The sequence below is a fragment of the Alkalibacterium sp. AK22 genome, from assembly GCF_000585255.1.
Classification (GTDB): domain Bacteria; phylum Bacillota; class Bacilli; order Lactobacillales; family Carnobacteriaceae_A; genus Alkalibacterium.
In genome coordinates this window covers 21187-37209 of record NZ_JANL01000035.1, presented here as the reverse complement: position 1 = coordinate 37209, position 16023 = coordinate 21187, and the positions used below count along the sequence as shown (strand labels likewise).

Genomic DNA, 16023 nt, shown 5'->3' with positions numbered 1-16023 from the left:
CTTTTTTAGTCCTGCACAATAGGAGGCAGGATACGTTCAAGATTTTCTCTGTCTTTTTCCAGCGGTTCAGGAAGTTTCAGGGATTCACCGAGCGCTTCCAGCGATTCATCTACCGTAAAGCCTGGCGTATCTGTGGCAATTTCAAAAAGTATATTGCCATATTCTCTGAAGTACAAGGCCTTAAAATAATTTCTGTCTTTGATATCAGTGACTTGATAGGCATTGGCTGACACATGCTCGTGCCATTTTAAATGATCTGCGTCATCGTCTGCACGCCACGCGATATGGTGGACTGTTCCCACGCCCATTTCACCAGCCATGACGGGATCAAGAGGAATATCGATGATACTGGCTAAGTCTCCATTAGTTTTTAGGCGCAGGACTCGGTCTTCCTCCCCAAGTTTCTTAAGACCCATTGTTTCAGTCAGGGTTTCGACTGTAGCCTCGGGATTGGTTGAATAAAGGGTGGCACCAGCAAAACCTGATATGGCATATGCCGGATCGACGTCACTTTCCGACCAGGAATGACTGTTGTCGTAGCTACGTTCAACCAGCTCCAGCTTCAGGCCATGGGGATCAGAAAATTGAAGAACCTGCTCAGAAAAGCGGACAGTGCGTGTCAGAGGCACGCCCTTTTCAGCTAGACGTTTTTCCCAGTAACTCAAGCTGTTTGCTGGAACGGCAAAACTTGTGACCCCGACTTGTCCGCCTCCGATTTTTCCTTGTTCAGCTTCAACCCAGGGAAAGAAAGTAATGATTGTGCCTGGGTTGGCTTGCTGATCTCCAAAGTACAGATGATAGGTGTGTGGATCATCAAAGTTAACGGTTTTTTTAATGAGTCGAAGGCCAAGGCTTTTGGTATAAAAGTCGGCATTTTCTTGAGGATGTCCAACGATTGCAGTGATATGATGAATACCTGTAGTGTTTTTCATGTGACTGTCTCCTCTTATTTCGAATTCGTATTATCTTGATACCATTATATCATTTCCTTACTTTTTGTCAATAAAGAGGCATCTGATGAAGCTTTGGTGAAGCTCTCCCGCTACAAAGGAAAAGGAGCGAGAGCTTTGCTTGCTTAGAAGCCGCTGATATAAAAAAGCCCTGGGACTCTATATCAGAGTTCCAGGACTTGATTGGTTATTTTAGTCGGCTATTTAGCGAGAAAGCATTACGCAAGGTGCGCTTTTCCAGTCGCTTTGTTTCGGTTTTTTTCTTTCTTCTTGACGGGGCTTTCTTCTTTTTCAGTCATCGTGAAGCCAGTCGCTGCATAAATCAGCGTAATGACTGGTGTAATGAAGGCCAGGAAAGTGAACGGCAGGTATTCCATTACCGGAATCCCCAGTGTAGTTGTAGCAAACATACCTGCTCCGACCCATGGGAAAAGCGTACCAGACAGGGTAGCTGCTGCTTCAACTGTACGGGACAGATTCTCAGGTTTTAGGTTCATGCGGTCATACAGTGGCTTCATAATTGTACCTGTCATCACAGATGAGAAGTAAATGGCTCCACCGATAGCCAGTGAGAAGTAACCCACTAGCAGCGTGACTAGAGTCAGCGAGAAGTGTGACTGGATCTTGTGGGCAAATGAACCGATAATGGCTTCCAGTGCACCAGATTCGGCCAGCAAGCCACCTAGACCGAGTGCAAACAGGAACAGAACAATTAGCGGCAGCATGTCCGTAATTCCTCCACGCTGCAGCAGTTCATTGATTGTTTCATTTCCAAGGTCGGCAGTATAGCCGTCATACATAATGTTAAAGACATTTGAGAAACTGTAGCCTTGAGAAAAGGCAGCCAGTACACCACCGTACATGGCAGCGGTAAAAATAGAGATAACAGCGGGCTTCTTCATCATCATCAAGGCAATAAGCAGGATGATTGGTGTGAAGGCAACCCAGCTAATATTAAAGTTGGTTGATAGCTGAACGAGCAGCGTATCAACATGTTCAGAGTCAATACTGTCAACACTGTACTGCAGACCGATGACGGTAAAAAGGACAGCAGTGATTAGAAAAGCTGGAGCGGCTGTATACATCATATGCTTGATGTGGCCGAACAAAGTGGCTCCAGTCACTGTCGGTGTCAGATTCGTTGTGTCAGATAATGGGGACATCTTGTCTCCAAAGTAAGCACCAGAAAGGATAGCACCTGCCGTGATTCCTGCCGGTACACCAATCGTTGCACCAACCCCCATCATGGCTACACCGGCTGTACCGATAGCTCCCCAAGAGGTTCCAGTCGTTGTTGCGACTACTGCGGTAAAGAGCAGCGTAGTCAACAAGAAGAACCGTGGTGAAATCATGTTGATTCCATAGTAGACAAGCGCGGGTACCGTTCCGGAAGCAATCCAGGTTCCAATCAGTATACCAACACTGGCCAATATCAGTACCGATTCAAGTGATTGACCCATCGATTTGAAGAGGACGTCCTGTACTTTGGAATAAGTGTAGCCCAGTTTCATCATGAATGGAAATAAGGCGAACATACCAATGAACATTAGTATCTGGATCGGGGCATCAAAGACCAGGATCCCTACTGAAATGATTGCGATGATTGTTAGCAGCATGGATGAGGCAAATAAAAAACTAGGTTTTTTAATGTCTTCGTTTTGCAAAATAATAATCTCCTTTTTATATTTGTCTGTTTTTTCCGACTGTTCTATGGTAGAGGGTTTGCTGACAGAAATCAAATCCCTGTTCATAAGGGAGCGAGTGTTTCCACCTAAATTAGTGATTTTCGACCAAAAGAAAAGAGCTTAAAGGGTTATCCAGAAAGCTCTTTTTAGTCAACTGTCAATGCGTTTCTACTCTTCGTCTAATGCGTTCAGATCTTCAATGGAATCGATATCCATGTATTCTGGAACGACTAGCCCGATAACGGTTCCTTCCATATTCGGCCCCATGTCAACGATGTCGTCACCGTATTGTTCCAAATAGGCGCCCTGAGTCGTTGGCAGCCATGGCGCGACTGTTGCGTCGACTTCACCTTGAGCCAGTGCTTGGAACAGGATTGAGGGATCGACGTTAGAAATCGTCACGTCAAAGCCGTGCTCCTCCAGCACCTGGACGATGACTGCGGACGAGGCACGTTCCGAATCCCACGGGAAAGAACCGAGTTCGATTGGATCTCCGTCGACTTCATCGACGCCTTCTATCCAGCTATCTACGGTAGTACGATTCTCTTCAATCCAGTTCGAAGCCGCTTCATCAAATTCAATATCCTGGGCTTCCAGCATAATTTCCTGCATATCTTCTACTTCCCAGGAAAAATTGGAAAGGATAGCATAAGCTTCGGGCATGTCCTCTTCAAATCCTATCCGGGACATGGTATGAACGTATTCCGTCTCACCATAGACCCCTTCAGGATCGTCAAGAAACTTGAGATCATACATTTCGAATTTATAGTGAGGGGTCCAGCCTGTCACCACAATGGGCTCTTCATTGGTAATGGCAGAAGACAATTCTCCCATCATGCCAGCTGTTGAGCTTGTTTCGAACTCCCAGTCCTCAAGGTTACTGTAGGCATTAAAGGCTTGCTCAGTTGTTTCCGTTATACCCGCACCGGGTTCGATTCCTGTTATCGTGTAATTCAGTTGATCACCAACTGTTGCATCAGCATTCTCCTGATCTCCGTTGTCTCCACATGCGGAAACAAGCAAGGCCGTTGACGCCAATGCCAGGAGCTTGATTGATGTCGTTTTATTCATATAATTAATGTCCTCCATTAGTAAATAATGATTTTCATGAAATTTTCATACAACTTTCATTCCATAAATAACCGTAACACAAATAGTTGTACAATGCAAAATTTAAATTAAATTATTTTATTTATATAAAAATATTACTTCCGAACGTAACATAAGGTCAAAAATGTTCAAATAATCAGACTGGTTTAGACGGACAAGAATTATGCAAATAAGAGTATACGAAAGCTATCAGTCTGTGGAGGGGGGGGCGAATCAGCTGACAGTGGTCATGACCTGTGCGCAAAAGAGAAGGTGGATTATACAAGAAGAGAACGGTATCATAAAGAAAATAAAATAATGGAGGAAGTTAAAATGGATAAGCGCAAGCTGGGCCATTCGGGGCTGATTGTTTCAGCAGTTGGCTTTGGGGCATGGCAGTTAGGAAATGATAGGGACTGGAGTGGGCATACAAAAGCCGAGGCCATCGCACTAGTACACGCGGCCGTTGAGCAGGGCGTTACCTTTTTTGACACAGCTCCCAATTATGGTTCGGGGAACAGTGAGCGTCTGCTGGGAGAAGCTTTGCAGGGAAAAAGGGATCAGGTCGTAATCAGTAGCAAGTGCGGGCACCAGGTGGATGGTGTCCAATCTTTCGAGCCAGAGCAGCTGGTACATTCCGTTGAAGGATCTTTAAGGAGGCTGAAAACGGACCATCTGGACAGCCTCCTGCTGCATAATCCTCCTTTTGACAGTTTAAATGGCTACTCGCCTCAGTTTGAAGTACTTAAAGACTTGAAAAAGCAGGGCAAGATAAAGGCTTATGGAGCATCAGTGGACTCAGGAAGGGAAATAGACCGGATAGTAGATGAAACAGCCAGCGAGGTTATTGAAATCATGTTCAATATTTTTCATCAGGAGCCCCTTTTATCTATGCAGAGAGCTGAGGAACAAGGTGTCGGCCTGATTGCTAAAGTACCGCTTGATTCAGGATGGCTGAGCGGGAAATACCATAAAAACAGCAGTTTTACAGGGATCCGAAGCCGGTGGAGCCAGGATATCATTGAGCGGAGAAGTATGCTGGTCGAGGAAGTTAGACACATTATTGGGCCGGACACATCAATGGCAGAGGCAGCGATGCACTTTATCCTTGCTTACCCGTGTGTTTCGACAGTAATTCCGGGCGTTAAAAGTATTCAGCAGCTGCAGGAAAATCTGTCGACAGCTGACAAGAAGATATCTGAAGGTGTTAAAACAAGACTGGAAAATCTCTGGAAACGGGAAATCAAAGATCAGCCTCTACCCTGGTAGAGAAAGAGGTTAAGGGGAGGGATGATGAAAAGGCTCATGAAGTCTACGGGAGCCTTTTCCTGTGAGCAAAGCTTGGACTCCTGTATAGTAAAGGGTAAATGAGAAGAGGGAGGAAGATTAGATGGCGCTAAAAACAGTAAGTACAGAACAGGCAGAACTGATCTTTTTTGCGGGAAGTGAATTGCTTGAAGGACCGGTCTGGGATGAAAAACGGCAGTTAATCTACTGCGTGTCGATTGACGATCATATCATCTACCGGCTCGATCCAAAGACTACAGAAGTCACTTCCTATCTAACAGATGGACCGGTTGGGGCAGCTGTTCTGAATGCAGACGGTCAGTTGCTATCAGCCGAGAAGAGCGGCATTTACCGAATCAATCCGGATACAAAAGCCCGTACTTTTTTAACGCAGCCCAATCAGGATGAGCGTCTGCGTTACAATGACGGTAAGCTGGATCCCAAGGGACGGCTCCTTATCGGAACAATGGGAGAAGAGGACGTGATTGAAGGCGCCGCTTCGTTGTTTTCAGTAGCAGCAGACGGGAACGGGCACAAAGAACTGCTGTCCGGCCTGTCGATTGCTAACGGCTTAGGTTGGTCAGCGGATGGTCAGGTTTTTTATCATATTGACACCCCCACAAACAAAGTCAGACAATATGCATATGACCTTGAAGAGGGGACACTGTCTAATGAACGCATCTGTGTGGAAGTCACTGGTGAAGGGAGTCCAGATGGCATGTGCGTCGGACCGGACGGGACACTATGGGTAGCCGAATTTGGCGGCGGGAAGGTCTGCCAGTGGGATCCAAAAACAGGAGACAAGCTGACAGAAATCGCTTTGCCGGCTACGAACGTGACCTCTTGCTGTATAGGGGGCAAGAGTATGGACTATTTGCTGGTCACCACGGCCCGTGATGGGGAAGGTAAGGAACCACTCTCTGGAGGGCTATTCAGAATAAAAATTAGCTGAATACCTTTAAGTACAGACTCATTCTGGGCACGTACTCTTTTCTGACACATGAAAAGAGTACGTTTTTGTTTAATTGCTTACCGGTGTCAAACTGTTTGCATACGAAGCGTTCCCATTGGTCTATAGTGAATCAGGTATTGCTCGAGTGGGCACACGCCAGTGGGCTTTTATCCCCGCACGGATAGCATAAGGCAGAAAAGTAAATAAAAAGAGATTGGGACTGAGCGGGCTGAACACCTCCTTTGTGAGCAAATTGAAAGAGACGCAACAGCCGCTTTTAGGTGTTTGATACGGCTCATATATATGGTGCAAAATTGAAATTTAAATAAATACATTATTTATAGTTGACACGGCTTGAGCCATCGATTATTATAAATGTAAGCGATTTAACTAAAACGTTTTCGAGAACAGAGCCTATTTTTTTAGGAATTAACGAAAACGTTTTCGAAGAAAGGGCGGGCTGGATAAATAATGATGGATTACACTTACGGAAAAGATGAATTAGAAAACTGGCTGGTAGCAGAAAAAAGCTTTTCTGCAGAGCAACTCGGAAAAGTGGAGGCGGTGTTCTCCTTAGGAAATGGCTACATGGGACTGAGGTCGGCGACTGAAGAATCTTACCTGGATGAACAAAGAAACTTGCTAGTCAACGGGACATTCAATACTTTCAGTTCAGTTGAAGTGCCGGAACTGCCGAATATAGCAGATGTTACCAATATTAAGCTAGCTGTAAACGGAGAGCGATTTACTCTGGAGACAGGGGAATACACTGATTATGTCCGTTATTTGAATATCAGAGAGGCGGAACTGGTGAGAGAAGTTGACTGGACTTCTCCCAGAGGGAAGCAGCTGCGGTTAAAATTCAGACGGTTCGTATCGCTAGATGACCTCCATCTGATTGGAATGAAAGTGGATGTGACTAACCTGGGAGCAGAAGCAGAGATCAGTTTTGAATCAGGGATTGATGCGCAGATGACCAATACCGGCTCCCAGCATTTCCACGAAGGCGAAAAGCGTATCTATGACAAGAAATACCTGGAGACGATTCAGACCACGACGGAGTCGGGAATCGATATTGCAGTCCTGACAGCGCACACGTTAAAAGTGAGGGGGCAGATGGTTTTTCCGGAACCGAAGATGGATATCGACCGGAGAAAGATGACAATCAGCTATGCAGTCAAGCTTGGAGAAAATGAGTCGCTTGAACTGGAGAAAATGAGCGTGATTCATACCAGCCGGGACCGGGAATGGGAAAGAAAAGATTACCAGCTGGCTGAGATGAGAAAAGTGGCTTTGGCAGATCTCAAAGCTAGCAGTGAGAAAGGGTATGAACACAGCTTTGAAGCCCACAAACGCGCATGGGAAAACAAGGTCTGGCAGTCCTATGATTTCAGCTTGAAATCAAAACACGCTTTTGACTTGCTGGCTTCACGCTTTGCGATTTATCATCTGACGGTAATGGTCCCGGCGCATAGTGATAAAATGGGTATCGGAGCCAAGGCTTTAAGTGGAGAAGGCTATAAAGGGCATTCTTTCTGGGATACAGAAATATTTATCCTTCCGTTCTTTACGTTCTTTGATCCTGATATAGCCCGTTCTCTACTGACCTACCGGTATCATGGTCTGACTGGTGCAAAAAAGAAAGCTTCGGATAACCGTTATGAAGGGGCAATGTACCCTTGGGAAGCGGCTTATCCTTCTGATGGGGAAGTCACGCCAGTATGGGGAGCAGTTGATATTGTAACAGGTGAACAGACCAAAATATGGAGCGGTTTTATAGAGCAGCACATTACAGCCGACATTGCCTTTGCCGTCTACCAGTATTATTCAGCCACCAACGACACTGATTTTATGGAAACGTACGGCTATGAAATTATTTTTGAGACGGCGAAATTCTGGTCCAGCCGTGTGGAATGGGACGAAAGCCAGCAGCGTTATGTTATCAATGGGGTGATTGGTCCCGATGAATACAAGGAGCATGTCGATAACAACGCCTTCACCAATTATATGGCTCACTTCAATCTCTCTTTGGCTGTTCATTATTACGAAGAGCTGAGCAGCAAAGACAGTGACCTCTTTGAAAAACTGGACCAGGAGACAGCCGTCTCTGATGCAATTTTCAAAATCAATGAAGCTAGGGACAAACTTTACCTGCCGCAGCCTGACAAAGAGTCACTGATTATTCCGCAGGACGATACGTACCTACTTAAAAAGGAACTGGACATCACGCAGTACAAGAATGCGGATAAGGTTGGCAAATTGTTTGATGACTACAATCTTGATCAGGTCAACGAGATGCAGATCAGCAAGCAAGCAGATGTCCTGGTCTTGCTTTATCTAATGGACCAGACGACTCAGCCTTTTGACCCGGCACTGAAGCAGGCAAACTTTGAATACTATGAGCCTCGAACCACACATGATTCTTCGCTCAGTCTGTCTACCCATGCCATTATAGCAGCAGATATCGGCAACAAGGCTCTGGCGTATGACCTCTATTCAAAAGCGGTGCAGATTGATCTGGGACCCAATATGCACTCTTCTGATGCTGGCATTCATGCGGCGTCCATTGGCGGTATTTGGCAGATCATTTTATTCGGCTTTGCCGGTATCCGCATACATGGTCAGAAGCTGACGGTCAACCCGCACTTGCCGGATGAATGGGAAGAGCTGAGTTTTGTATTCAACTGGCAAGGACAAGCTATCAAGCTTGAAGTCAGGCAAGACGGCTTCTCACTGACGCCGATGGATAATCAGGAAATCACGTTTGAATCAGGCGGTAAAGTATACACATCAAACCAGGCTATTACACTATAAAAACTCACAACCTAGGAGGGTTAAAATGAATAAATTTGTCAAATCTTTAGGTATGGTTTCTACACTGGCGTTACTGGCAGCATGCACCAACGGCAATGAGACAGCAACAGAAGATGAAAGCAGTGAAAGTGGTCAGGAAACAGTCGGGAACATGGAAGGGGGCAATGTCAACCTAGCTGTATGGGGTTCTTCTCCAGCTGAGACGAATGCACTGGAAGAAACTATCAGCAGTTTTGAAGCAGAGACAGGCATTGAAGTGGAACTGGAGATCATTCAGGACAACTTCCAGGACGCCATGACAGCCCGCTTTGCGGCAAATAATGCCCCGGATGTTTTTTATCTGGAAGCCTTCGCCGCACCGATGTTCATCGAGAGTGGTGTTCTGGAGAATATATCCGGAGAAATGGATAACACAGATGACTTTTTTGACCCTCTTATTGATGTGTTTAGAGGAGAAGAGGACGAGCTGTTTGCGGTGCCTAAGGACTACTCTACGCTCGCCCTTTACGTTAATGAAGATATGATCGAAGACGCAGGATTGAGCGTGGAGGATATCCCGCGTGACTGGGATGACTTGCTGGTCTTTGCTGAGGAACTGCAGGGAGAACTGGAAGACAATCAGGCAGCGATGATTGTTGATCAGACGTTGGCGCGACATTACAGTGCCTTTATCAACAATGGTCTGGACCCAGCAGGCGATGAAGGCCAGGCTGACTTTACATCCAGCCCGGAAGCTCTGGAATATTTCCAGTCTATCGTTGACGGAACAGAAGCCGGTTTTCTGCAAAATCCGCAGATTGATATGGGGATCGACTCCGCTGGCGCAGCGTTTGGCGCGGGCCGGGCAGCTATGATGATCGAAGGCAACTGGGTCATCAGTGCATTAAATCAGGAGTACTCTGACGTGAACTACACTGTGCTGGAATCGCCAACCATCAATGGCGAAGAACAGTCGATGACGTTTACAGTCGGCTACACCGTCGCCAGAGATGCTCAAAACCGGGATGAAGCCATTGCGTTCATCAATTACATGACAGGTGACGGACTAAAGCAGTGGAGTGAATTGTCCGGGACACTTCCTCCAAGAGAGTCTGTCGCTGAAGAAATGAATCTGTTTGACAATCCAGTACTGGAACCTCACGTCTTGGCAGCTGAATATGGAACAGTCTGGAGCTCAGGCGAGAGTCTGCCTGTAGTCGCCGCTTCCTTCGACAATTATTTCCAAGCAGCGGTCAATGGCACAATGACTGTGGAAGAAGCTATGGAAGCAGCCGAAAATGAAGCTAATGCAGAATTAGACAGAAGATAAAACAGATCAGCTCCGGACATACTAACCGTCTGGAGTTGCTTTGTATTTAGGGAGTAGTCAAAATGAATAAAAAAAGAAAAAATAATATCCAGGGCCTGACGTTTATGGCTCCAGCGACTCTGACCGCCTCTCTCTTTATCGTCGTCCCCATTGCCTATGCGTTCTTTATGATGTTTTTCAATATCAATCTTCTTTCAGGTACCCGTACCTTTATAGGCTTTGACAATTTCAGTAAGATAATCGGAGATCCAAGATTTTGGGCGGCTCTGAGAAATACCAGCACCTATGTAGCCGTTGTGGTGCCGATACAGACATCCATTGCGCTTATTCTGGCAGCCCTTTTGAACAGTAAAATCAAATTCAACCGTGTGTTTCTGACCGTCATGTTTATTCCAACGCTGACCTCATCCTCAGCAATGACTTTGATCTTTATGTGGCTGTTCAACAATAACGGCCTGGTCGTCAATCAGATCCAGCAGCTGACAGGTGCCCGGATACAGTTTTTAACCAATCCGGATCTGGCTTTAAGCGTAATCATGATCATGAACATCTTTTCTACTGTTCCGCATTTCATGGTTGTCTTTCTGTCGGGCCTGCAAGATATACCGGCCAACTTATATGAAGCTGCTGCCATCGATGGCGCTACTAAAGTAAGGCAGTTCTTCCATGTGACGATTCCTCAACTTATGCCGATCCTCTTTTATGTGGTGACTATGGGTGTAGTCGGCACCTTCCAGATTTTTGATCAGGCGTTTATCCTTTCGGGAGGAACCGGAGGACCGCAGAACTCCACGCTGACCTTTACGCTCTATATCTATCAACTGGCATTTACCAGCAATGATATGGGTAGAGCCTCAGCTATGTCCTTTATTTTGGGCGTGATCATTTTTACATTTACCTGGATTATCAACAAAGTAATGAAAGCAGATGAGATGAATGGGTGATAAAAAATGAAAAAAGAAAACCTCACATTGAAAGCAGCGGTCTACACAATCCTTATTTTCTACAGTTTACTTACACTGTTTCCTTTTGTGTGGAGCATCCTGACTTCACTGAAATCTACAGCAGAAATTGCCGGCGGGGGGACCTTCTTTCCTGAAACAATCAGTTTTTCCGGCTGGGAAACCTTGTTTGCCTCACAGTATACGACCTGGGTAAGAAACTCTCTGGTCGTGGCCCTGATTACGACAGTACTGAATGTGATCTTCAACACGATGGCGGGCTATGCCTTTGCCCGAATTGATTTCTTCGGGAGAAAATTTCTGTTCAGCCTGATGTTGCTGCTGATCATGATTCCGGCACAGGTAACAATGATCCCACTTTACATTGTGGTCTCAAACCTGAATCTGATCAATTCTCACTGGTCAATCATTTTGACCTCGATGATCAACATTGCTTATATTTTCATGATGCGGCAATTTTTTGTCAACTTTCCAGCGGAAGTCGAGGAGGCCGCTTCTATGGACGGACTGTCCCATATTGGCATATTTTTCCGGATTGTCCTGCCGAATGCAAAGCCGGCCCTGGCTACACAGGCCATCTTTATTTTCATGGGTGTATGGAATGAGTTTATGCGACCGCTTCTCTTCATCACGAGTCCAGACCGTTTCATGTTGACGCAAGGTCTGAATGCCCTATCCAACCAGTTCAGAAACATAACTGCTTGGGACATTATTATGGCAGGGGCCATCTTCTCGGTGATTCCGATCTTCCTACTGTTTATTTTCCTCAACAAGTACTTTATTGCTGCAAACGACCGGAGTGTTGGCGGTAAGTAAGATTAAACAGGTGATGAGACCGTTTTTATGATAAAATAACGAAGTTAATGAAACTATCTACCTGAATTCATACTGAAAGGAGGAAAGTACAATGACGACGATCAAAGAGGTAGCGAAGGCTGCAGGAGTGTCTGTGGCCATGGTGTCCAAGGCTTTAAACAACTATCCGGACGTCAGTGAAAAAACGAGAGAGAAAGTAAGACAAACCGCTGAGAAATTAAATTATTCTCCCAATGTCGTGGCCCGTAACCTTTCCTCCAAAAATCAAAAAACCATAGCGATGATCACATCCGGTTTCTTGAGGTCTGAGAGTCTGGACAACAGTAACTCATTTGATTTGCTAAAAGGTGTTTACCAGGCTACAGAAGAAGATCATTACGAACTGGCCATGTACTTTACTGAAACAGAGAAACAGCAGGAAAAAGACTATGCAAAATTCTGCCGGGAAAGAAACATCAGAGGGGTCGTTTTATCTGGCATAAGGCTTGATGATCCCTACTTCAAAACGTTGCTGGAAACCAATATTCCGTGTGTGCTGATTGATGTGAAAGTACCAACAGAAAACAAACTGATTGGAGGAGTCAGCATCGACAATGTTCAGGCAGCGTATGATATGGCTCAGTACGTCATAGCTAGAGGACATACCAGACTCGCGGTGCTTTCAGGAGAAGGGGAAGCGGATGTCAACGGTCAGCGTCTCAAAGGTATCATGCGGGCGGCGGAAGCAAAGGGGATCGATCTGGGCGGCAAAATTATCAATGGTGAGTTTAAAGAGCAGACGGCCTATGACAGTGTGCGCGCATTTTTAGAACAACACCAGACAAACCTGCCCAGCGCACTCATCTGCTTCAGTGATATTATGGCTCTAGGAGCCCTCAAAGCTATTGAAGAGTTCGGGCTGCAGGTGCCGGAGGATATATCACTCACGGGCTTTGACGGGCTGAAAATCACTGACTATACCCATCCGACAATTACGACAGTTAAGCAGCCCTTCCAGCAGATGGGCTATGAAGCAGCCAGGCTGGTCCAACGTATTATGGAAGGCAAGGAAGGGGAGCGCCAGATCACGGTTCCGCACGAAATGATCTGGAACAGCAGTGTCAGAGATCTGACTGTCTAGAAGGTGGGCGGATCTTTGTTTCCTGCTCCAGGCTGATGGACTATAGCCGGAGCAGACATACAGAAAAAGGCCGGAACACGAAAAGTGTCCCGGCCTTTTAAGTGTACCTGCAAGGTTTGGTTTTCTAATCAAGCTAAAAGCTCTTCTGTGAATCAGTCAGCCTTCACTGCCGTTTTAACAGCTGTAATCAGAATATCCTCGACTTCCTTTGCTGCTCCCATCAGGTCATGATTCTCAACCATATCAATCAGAATAGTCGGCTTCAGGACGCCGGCATAAACGGAGTCATCTTTTTCATAGACGACGACTTTGCAGGGAAGGAAATAACCGACTTCGATCTGCTTGTCCAGAAAATCTTTGGCGAGTTTAGGATTGCAGACATCAAGCACAGTAAAATTGGAATCAAAGTCAAAGCCTTTGCTTGTGATTTTGTCTTTCAGATTAACTTCGTACAAGACGCCAAAAGCATTGTCTGCAATAGCCTCTTTCAGTGTGTGCAGTGTATCTTCAAATGACTGTGTACTTTTTTCTTCGTAAGCGTAATTCATTATACCCCTCCTGGTTTATTTGTACTGGCTTCATTCTCCCCCAAAGAGCGTCTGGAAAGCAACTGAATTGCCTGTGAAAGAAATTAGAGAATCCGTGCAGGGATAAGGACAAGAACGACCGGGCCACAATGGGATTGCTTGTGTGAAATACATCTCAAGTCCCTGGAAATAATTAACCGGAAATGGTTTAATTAAGGCAACAATAGTTAATGAGGAGGAAAAGATATGATGCTGAATATGATGGATTACTTGCCAATCATTATCCCACTGGTTTTACTACAACTGGTTCTGCTGATCACAGCCCTGGTTCACCTGGTAAGAAATGAGCAGCTGAATCAGAGCAATAAAATCATCTGGGCTCTGGTCATCATCTTTGTCAATCTGATTGGTCCGATTATCTACCTGATTTTTGGAAGGAAAGAGGACTGATGGGAGTGCTGGAAGTGTCTGGTCTGAAAAAAGCGTTCGGAGACCAGGTGGTTCTGGATGGAGTGGATTTCTCAGTCAGGGAAGGGTCGATTTTTGGTTTTATTGGAAAAAATGGGGAAGGAAAGACGACGACAATGAACATCGCCCTCGGCCTGTTGAAGGCTGACCAGGGCAGGATCACGATTGGTGGAGAAACAGTCAAGTATGGCGATACTGCAACCAACCGTTTAGTCGGCTATCTGCCGGATGTGCCGGAATTTTATTCTTTCCTGACTGCCCGGGAGTATATGAAGCTGTGTCTGGATGTCAGCGGGATCGAGCGGAAGAGAGGAAAGCAAAAGATTGCGGAGTTGCTCGACATGGTCGGCCTGGAGGACAATAAAAAGCGGATTTCTCATTATTCCAGAGGGATGAAGCAGAGGCTGGGTATTGCTCAGGCCTTGATCAATGATCCGCTGCTTTTGATCTGTGATGAACCCACATCCGCTCTGGACCCGATTGGACGGCAGCAACTCCTGACGGTTCTGAAAAAAGTCAAAGATAAGACGACAGTCATCTTTTCCACCCATATACTGAGTGACGTGGAAACGGTCTGTGATGAAGTGGCTATTTTGGATGCCGGCCGGATTGTTAGACAGGGATCGATTCAGGAATTGAAGGCGCAGACTGAAACTGAAAAATGGAGCCTGCTGCTGGAAAATGAAGCAGAGGCACTGACCGTGTTCAGCGTATTAAAATCTGATGCTAGGCTGGCGAATGCAGTCCTTGAGGGCTGCACGGTCCAGGGGACCAGTCCGGATTCCAAAGCAGCTATGAAGACAGTGCTCAGTATCGTACACACCCTTTCAGTCGTCCCTTTGAGACTGGAGCGCAAAGAACCAACAATCGAAGAAGTGTTTATGGAGGTGGTCCAATGATGCGGTATGCCGCCTTTATTAGAAAAGAACTAAAAGAACAGCTCCGCAACTATAAATTCTTTATAACGGGGATCGTCTTTGCTTTTATCGGGCTCTTGAGTCCATTGAGTGCACGCTTTCTCCCTGAACTGCTTGAGAATCTGGTCGATGACAATGTGACCATCATACTGGCCGAACCGACCCACATCGATTCCTGGATGCAGTTTTTTTCAAATATCAATCAGATTGGTTTGGTCGTGTTTGTCCTGCTGTTCAGTCCGGTTCTGGCCAAAGAATACAGTCAAGGCACACTGGTCCATATGGTGACCAAAGGTTTGCCTCGGACAACGATCTATATGGCCAAACTGACGGTCCTTCTGCTGACTTGGACAGCAGCTTACTGGTTCAGCTATACTGTCACACTGGGCTATACACTCCTTTATTTTCCGGAAGGGCCCCTTGACGGACTTATACTACCGGCGGTAAGTTTGTACACCTTTGGCTTGATGCTGGCAAGTGTGCTCATGGGAGCTGCCGTCCTGTTCAAAAGCAGTTATGCTCCACTGCTGGCGGTCGCTGGCCTAGTTGGCTTACTCTTTATCGGCAATCTTTTCCCTCTGTTTCAGGAGTGGAGTCCACTGCAACTCGCAACCCGTAACGTTGAAATCCTGATCTTGGCTGAAGGAGACGCTTCTTTGGTTAGAGCTTTTATACTCGCTAGTCTGCTGATCCTGGTGGTTTCTCTTTCAGGAGCGGCCCTTTTCAAACGCAAGCCCCTCCAGTAAGAATCAAAAAATCAGAAAGAATCTGGTAAGATCCTTATTTAATGATTACAAAAAAGAAGCAGCCCCTATTTGTCAGTGAGAACCATACAGGGGCTGCTTCTTTTTCCTTGCTTTTATGAGACACCCCCTGAGTTGTTTCGACACGCTGACTTTTCCTCAACATAAACAATCTCATTCAATATAGAAATACCTATAAAGTGTTGTAACTAGTCAATTGAGGGAGGATCTCCTCTGAGCTGCCCCGTAAAGTGTGTTTGCGCGGCAAGTGGAGGATGATCTCCTCTGAGCTGCCCCGTAAAGTGTGTTTGCGCGGCAAGTGGAGGATGATCTCCTCTGAGTTGCCCCACAAAGTGTGTTTGCGCGGCAAGTGGAAGGGTGATC

At 46.1% G+C, this 16023-nt stretch carries 14 protein-coding genes; 10 read left to right on the top strand and 4 right to left on the bottom strand.

All coding sequences use genetic code 11. The features are described from left to right. Window positions 1-5: 5 nt before the first annotated feature. From ADIAL_RS07335 to ADIAL_RS07325, 3 genes are all read right to left on the bottom strand, one after another. On the bottom strand, window positions 6-932 hold the full coding sequence (locus ADIAL_RS07335) for a ring-cleaving dioxygenase (protein WP_034301988.1): 927 nt from the start codon (window positions 930-932) through the stop codon (window positions 6-8). Window positions 933-1168: 236 nt separating this feature from the next. Continuing rightward, entirely contained in the window at window positions 1169-2614 is a 1446-nt protein-coding gene (gene nhaC / locus ADIAL_RS07330; RefSeq protein WP_197017779.1) for a Na+/H+ antiporter NhaC, read from the bottom strand. Between the two features lie 189 nt (window positions 2615-2803). Then, on the bottom strand, window positions 2804-3706 hold the full coding sequence (locus tag ADIAL_RS07325; RefSeq protein ID WP_034301985.1) for a glycine betaine ABC transporter substrate-binding protein: 903 nt from the start codon (window positions 3704-3706) through the stop codon (window positions 2804-2806). A gap of 351 nt (window positions 3707-4057) precedes the next feature. Between ADIAL_RS07325 and ADIAL_RS07320 the strand changes: the two genes are divergently transcribed. The 7 genes from ADIAL_RS07320 (at window position 4058) to ADIAL_RS07290 (ending at window position 12984) form a co-directional block, all read left to right on the top strand. After that, the gene (locus tag ADIAL_RS07320; protein WP_034301983.1) at window positions 4058-4993 is read left to right on the top strand and encodes an aldo/keto reductase; all 936 of its coding nucleotides are present in this window, start codon (window positions 4058-4060) and stop codon (window positions 4991-4993) included. 121 nt (window positions 4994-5114) lie between these two features. Next, window positions 5115-5963, top strand: coding sequence for an SMP-30/gluconolactonase/LRE family protein (locus ADIAL_RS07315; protein WP_034301981.1), 849 nt, complete (start codon window positions 5115-5117; stop codon window positions 5961-5963). Between the two features lie 474 nt (window positions 5964-6437). Next, the gene (locus ADIAL_RS07310; protein WP_197017777.1) at window positions 6438-8777 is read left to right on the top strand and encodes a glycoside hydrolase family 65 protein; all 2340 of its coding nucleotides are present in this window, start codon (window positions 6438-6440) and stop codon (window positions 8775-8777) included. A gap of 25 nt (window positions 8778-8802) precedes the next feature. Then, on the top strand, window positions 8803-10086 hold the full coding sequence (locus ADIAL_RS07305; protein WP_034301976.1) for an extracellular solute-binding protein: 1284 nt from the start codon (window positions 8803-8805) through the stop codon (window positions 10084-10086). A gap of 62 nt (window positions 10087-10148) precedes the next feature. After that, window positions 10149-11030 carry a carbohydrate ABC transporter permease gene (locus ADIAL_RS07300; RefSeq protein WP_034301974.1) on the top strand — a complete coding sequence of 294 codons (882 nt, stop codon included), beginning with the start codon at window positions 10149-10151 and terminating at the stop codon, window positions 11028-11030. A gap of 6 nt (window positions 11031-11036) precedes the next feature. Beyond that, window positions 11037-11864, top strand: coding sequence for a carbohydrate ABC transporter permease (locus tag ADIAL_RS07295; RefSeq protein WP_034301971.1), 828 nt, complete (start codon window positions 11037-11039; stop codon window positions 11862-11864). Between the two features lie 91 nt (window positions 11865-11955). Continuing rightward, complete coding sequence (locus ADIAL_RS07290) at window positions 11956-12984, top strand: LacI family DNA-binding transcriptional regulator (RefSeq protein ID WP_034301969.1); 1029 nt, start codon at window positions 11956-11958, stop codon at window positions 12982-12984. Between the two features lie 152 nt (window positions 12985-13136). On the opposite strand, the gene ADIAL_RS07285 is transcribed toward ADIAL_RS07290, so the two are convergent. Continuing rightward, window positions 13137-13532 (bottom strand): DUF302 domain-containing protein, encoded by a 396-nt coding sequence (locus ADIAL_RS07285; RefSeq protein ID WP_034301967.1) that lies wholly within the window; start codon window positions 13530-13532, stop codon window positions 13137-13139. Between the two features lie 225 nt (window positions 13533-13757). On the opposite strand from ADIAL_RS07285, the gene ADIAL_RS07280 reads away from it, so the two are divergent. Genes ADIAL_RS07280 through ADIAL_RS07270 form a run of 3 tightly spaced genes read left to right on the top strand, consistent with a single transcriptional unit; the run spans window position 13758 to window position 15642 of the window. Next, complete coding sequence (locus ADIAL_RS07280) at window positions 13758-13961, top strand: PLD nuclease N-terminal domain-containing protein (protein ID WP_034301965.1); 204 nt, start codon at window positions 13758-13760, stop codon at window positions 13959-13961. After that, window positions 13961-14878, top strand: a complete 918-nt coding sequence (locus ADIAL_RS07275; protein WP_034301962.1) for an ABC transporter ATP-binding protein — start codon at window positions 13961-13963, stop codon at window positions 14876-14878. The genes ADIAL_RS07280 and ADIAL_RS07275 overlap by 1 nt, the downstream gene beginning before the upstream one ends. Further along, the gene (locus tag ADIAL_RS07270; protein WP_034301960.1) at window positions 14875-15642 is read left to right on the top strand and encodes an ABC transporter permease; all 768 of its coding nucleotides are present in this window, start codon (window positions 14875-14877) and stop codon (window positions 15640-15642) included. Before ADIAL_RS07275 ends, ADIAL_RS07270 begins: the two co-directional genes overlap by 4 nt. The last annotated feature ends 381 nt before the right edge of the window (window positions 15643-16023 follow it).

Coding starts and splice junctions, on each gene's coding strand:
- ADIAL_RS07315 (WP_034301981.1), top strand. CDS start 5,115: ATGGCGCTAAAAACAGTAAGTACAGAACAGGCAGAACTGATCTTTTTT.
- ADIAL_RS07290 (WP_034301969.1), top strand. CDS start 11,956: ATGACGACGATCAAAGAGGTAGCGAAGGCTGCAGGAGTGTCTGTGGCC.
- ADIAL_RS07335 (WP_034301988.1), bottom strand. CDS start 932: ATGAAAAACACTACAGGTATTCATCATATCACTGCAATCGTTGGACAT.
- ADIAL_RS07280 (WP_034301965.1), top strand. CDS start 13,758: ATGATGCTGAATATGATGGATTACTTGCCAATCATTATCCCACTGGTT.
- ADIAL_RS07320 (WP_034301983.1), top strand. CDS start 4,058: ATGGATAAGCGCAAGCTGGGCCATTCGGGGCTGATTGTTTCAGCAGTT.
- ADIAL_RS07325 (WP_034301985.1), bottom strand. CDS start 3,706: ATGAATAAAACGACATCAATCAAGCTCCTGGCATTGGCGTCAACGGCC.
- ADIAL_RS07295 (WP_034301971.1), top strand. CDS start 11,037: ATGAAAAAAGAAAACCTCACATTGAAAGCAGCGGTCTACACAATCCTT.
- ADIAL_RS07285 (WP_034301967.1), bottom strand. CDS start 13,532: ATGAATTACGCTTACGAAGAAAAAAGTACACAGTCATTTGAAGATACA.
- ADIAL_RS07300 (WP_034301974.1), top strand. CDS start 10,149: ATGAATAAAAAAAGAAAAAATAATATCCAGGGCCTGACGTTTATGGCT.
- ADIAL_RS07310 (WP_197017777.1), top strand. CDS start 6,438: ATGGATTACACTTACGGAAAAGATGAATTAGAAAACTGGCTGGTAGCA.
- ADIAL_RS07275 (WP_034301962.1), top strand. CDS start 13,961: ATGGGAGTGCTGGAAGTGTCTGGTCTGAAAAAAGCGTTCGGAGACCAG.
- ADIAL_RS07270 (WP_034301960.1), top strand. CDS start 14,875: ATGATGCGGTATGCCGCCTTTATTAGAAAAGAACTAAAAGAACAGCTC.
- ADIAL_RS07305 (WP_034301976.1), top strand. CDS start 8,803: ATGAATAAATTTGTCAAATCTTTAGGTATGGTTTCTACACTGGCGTTA.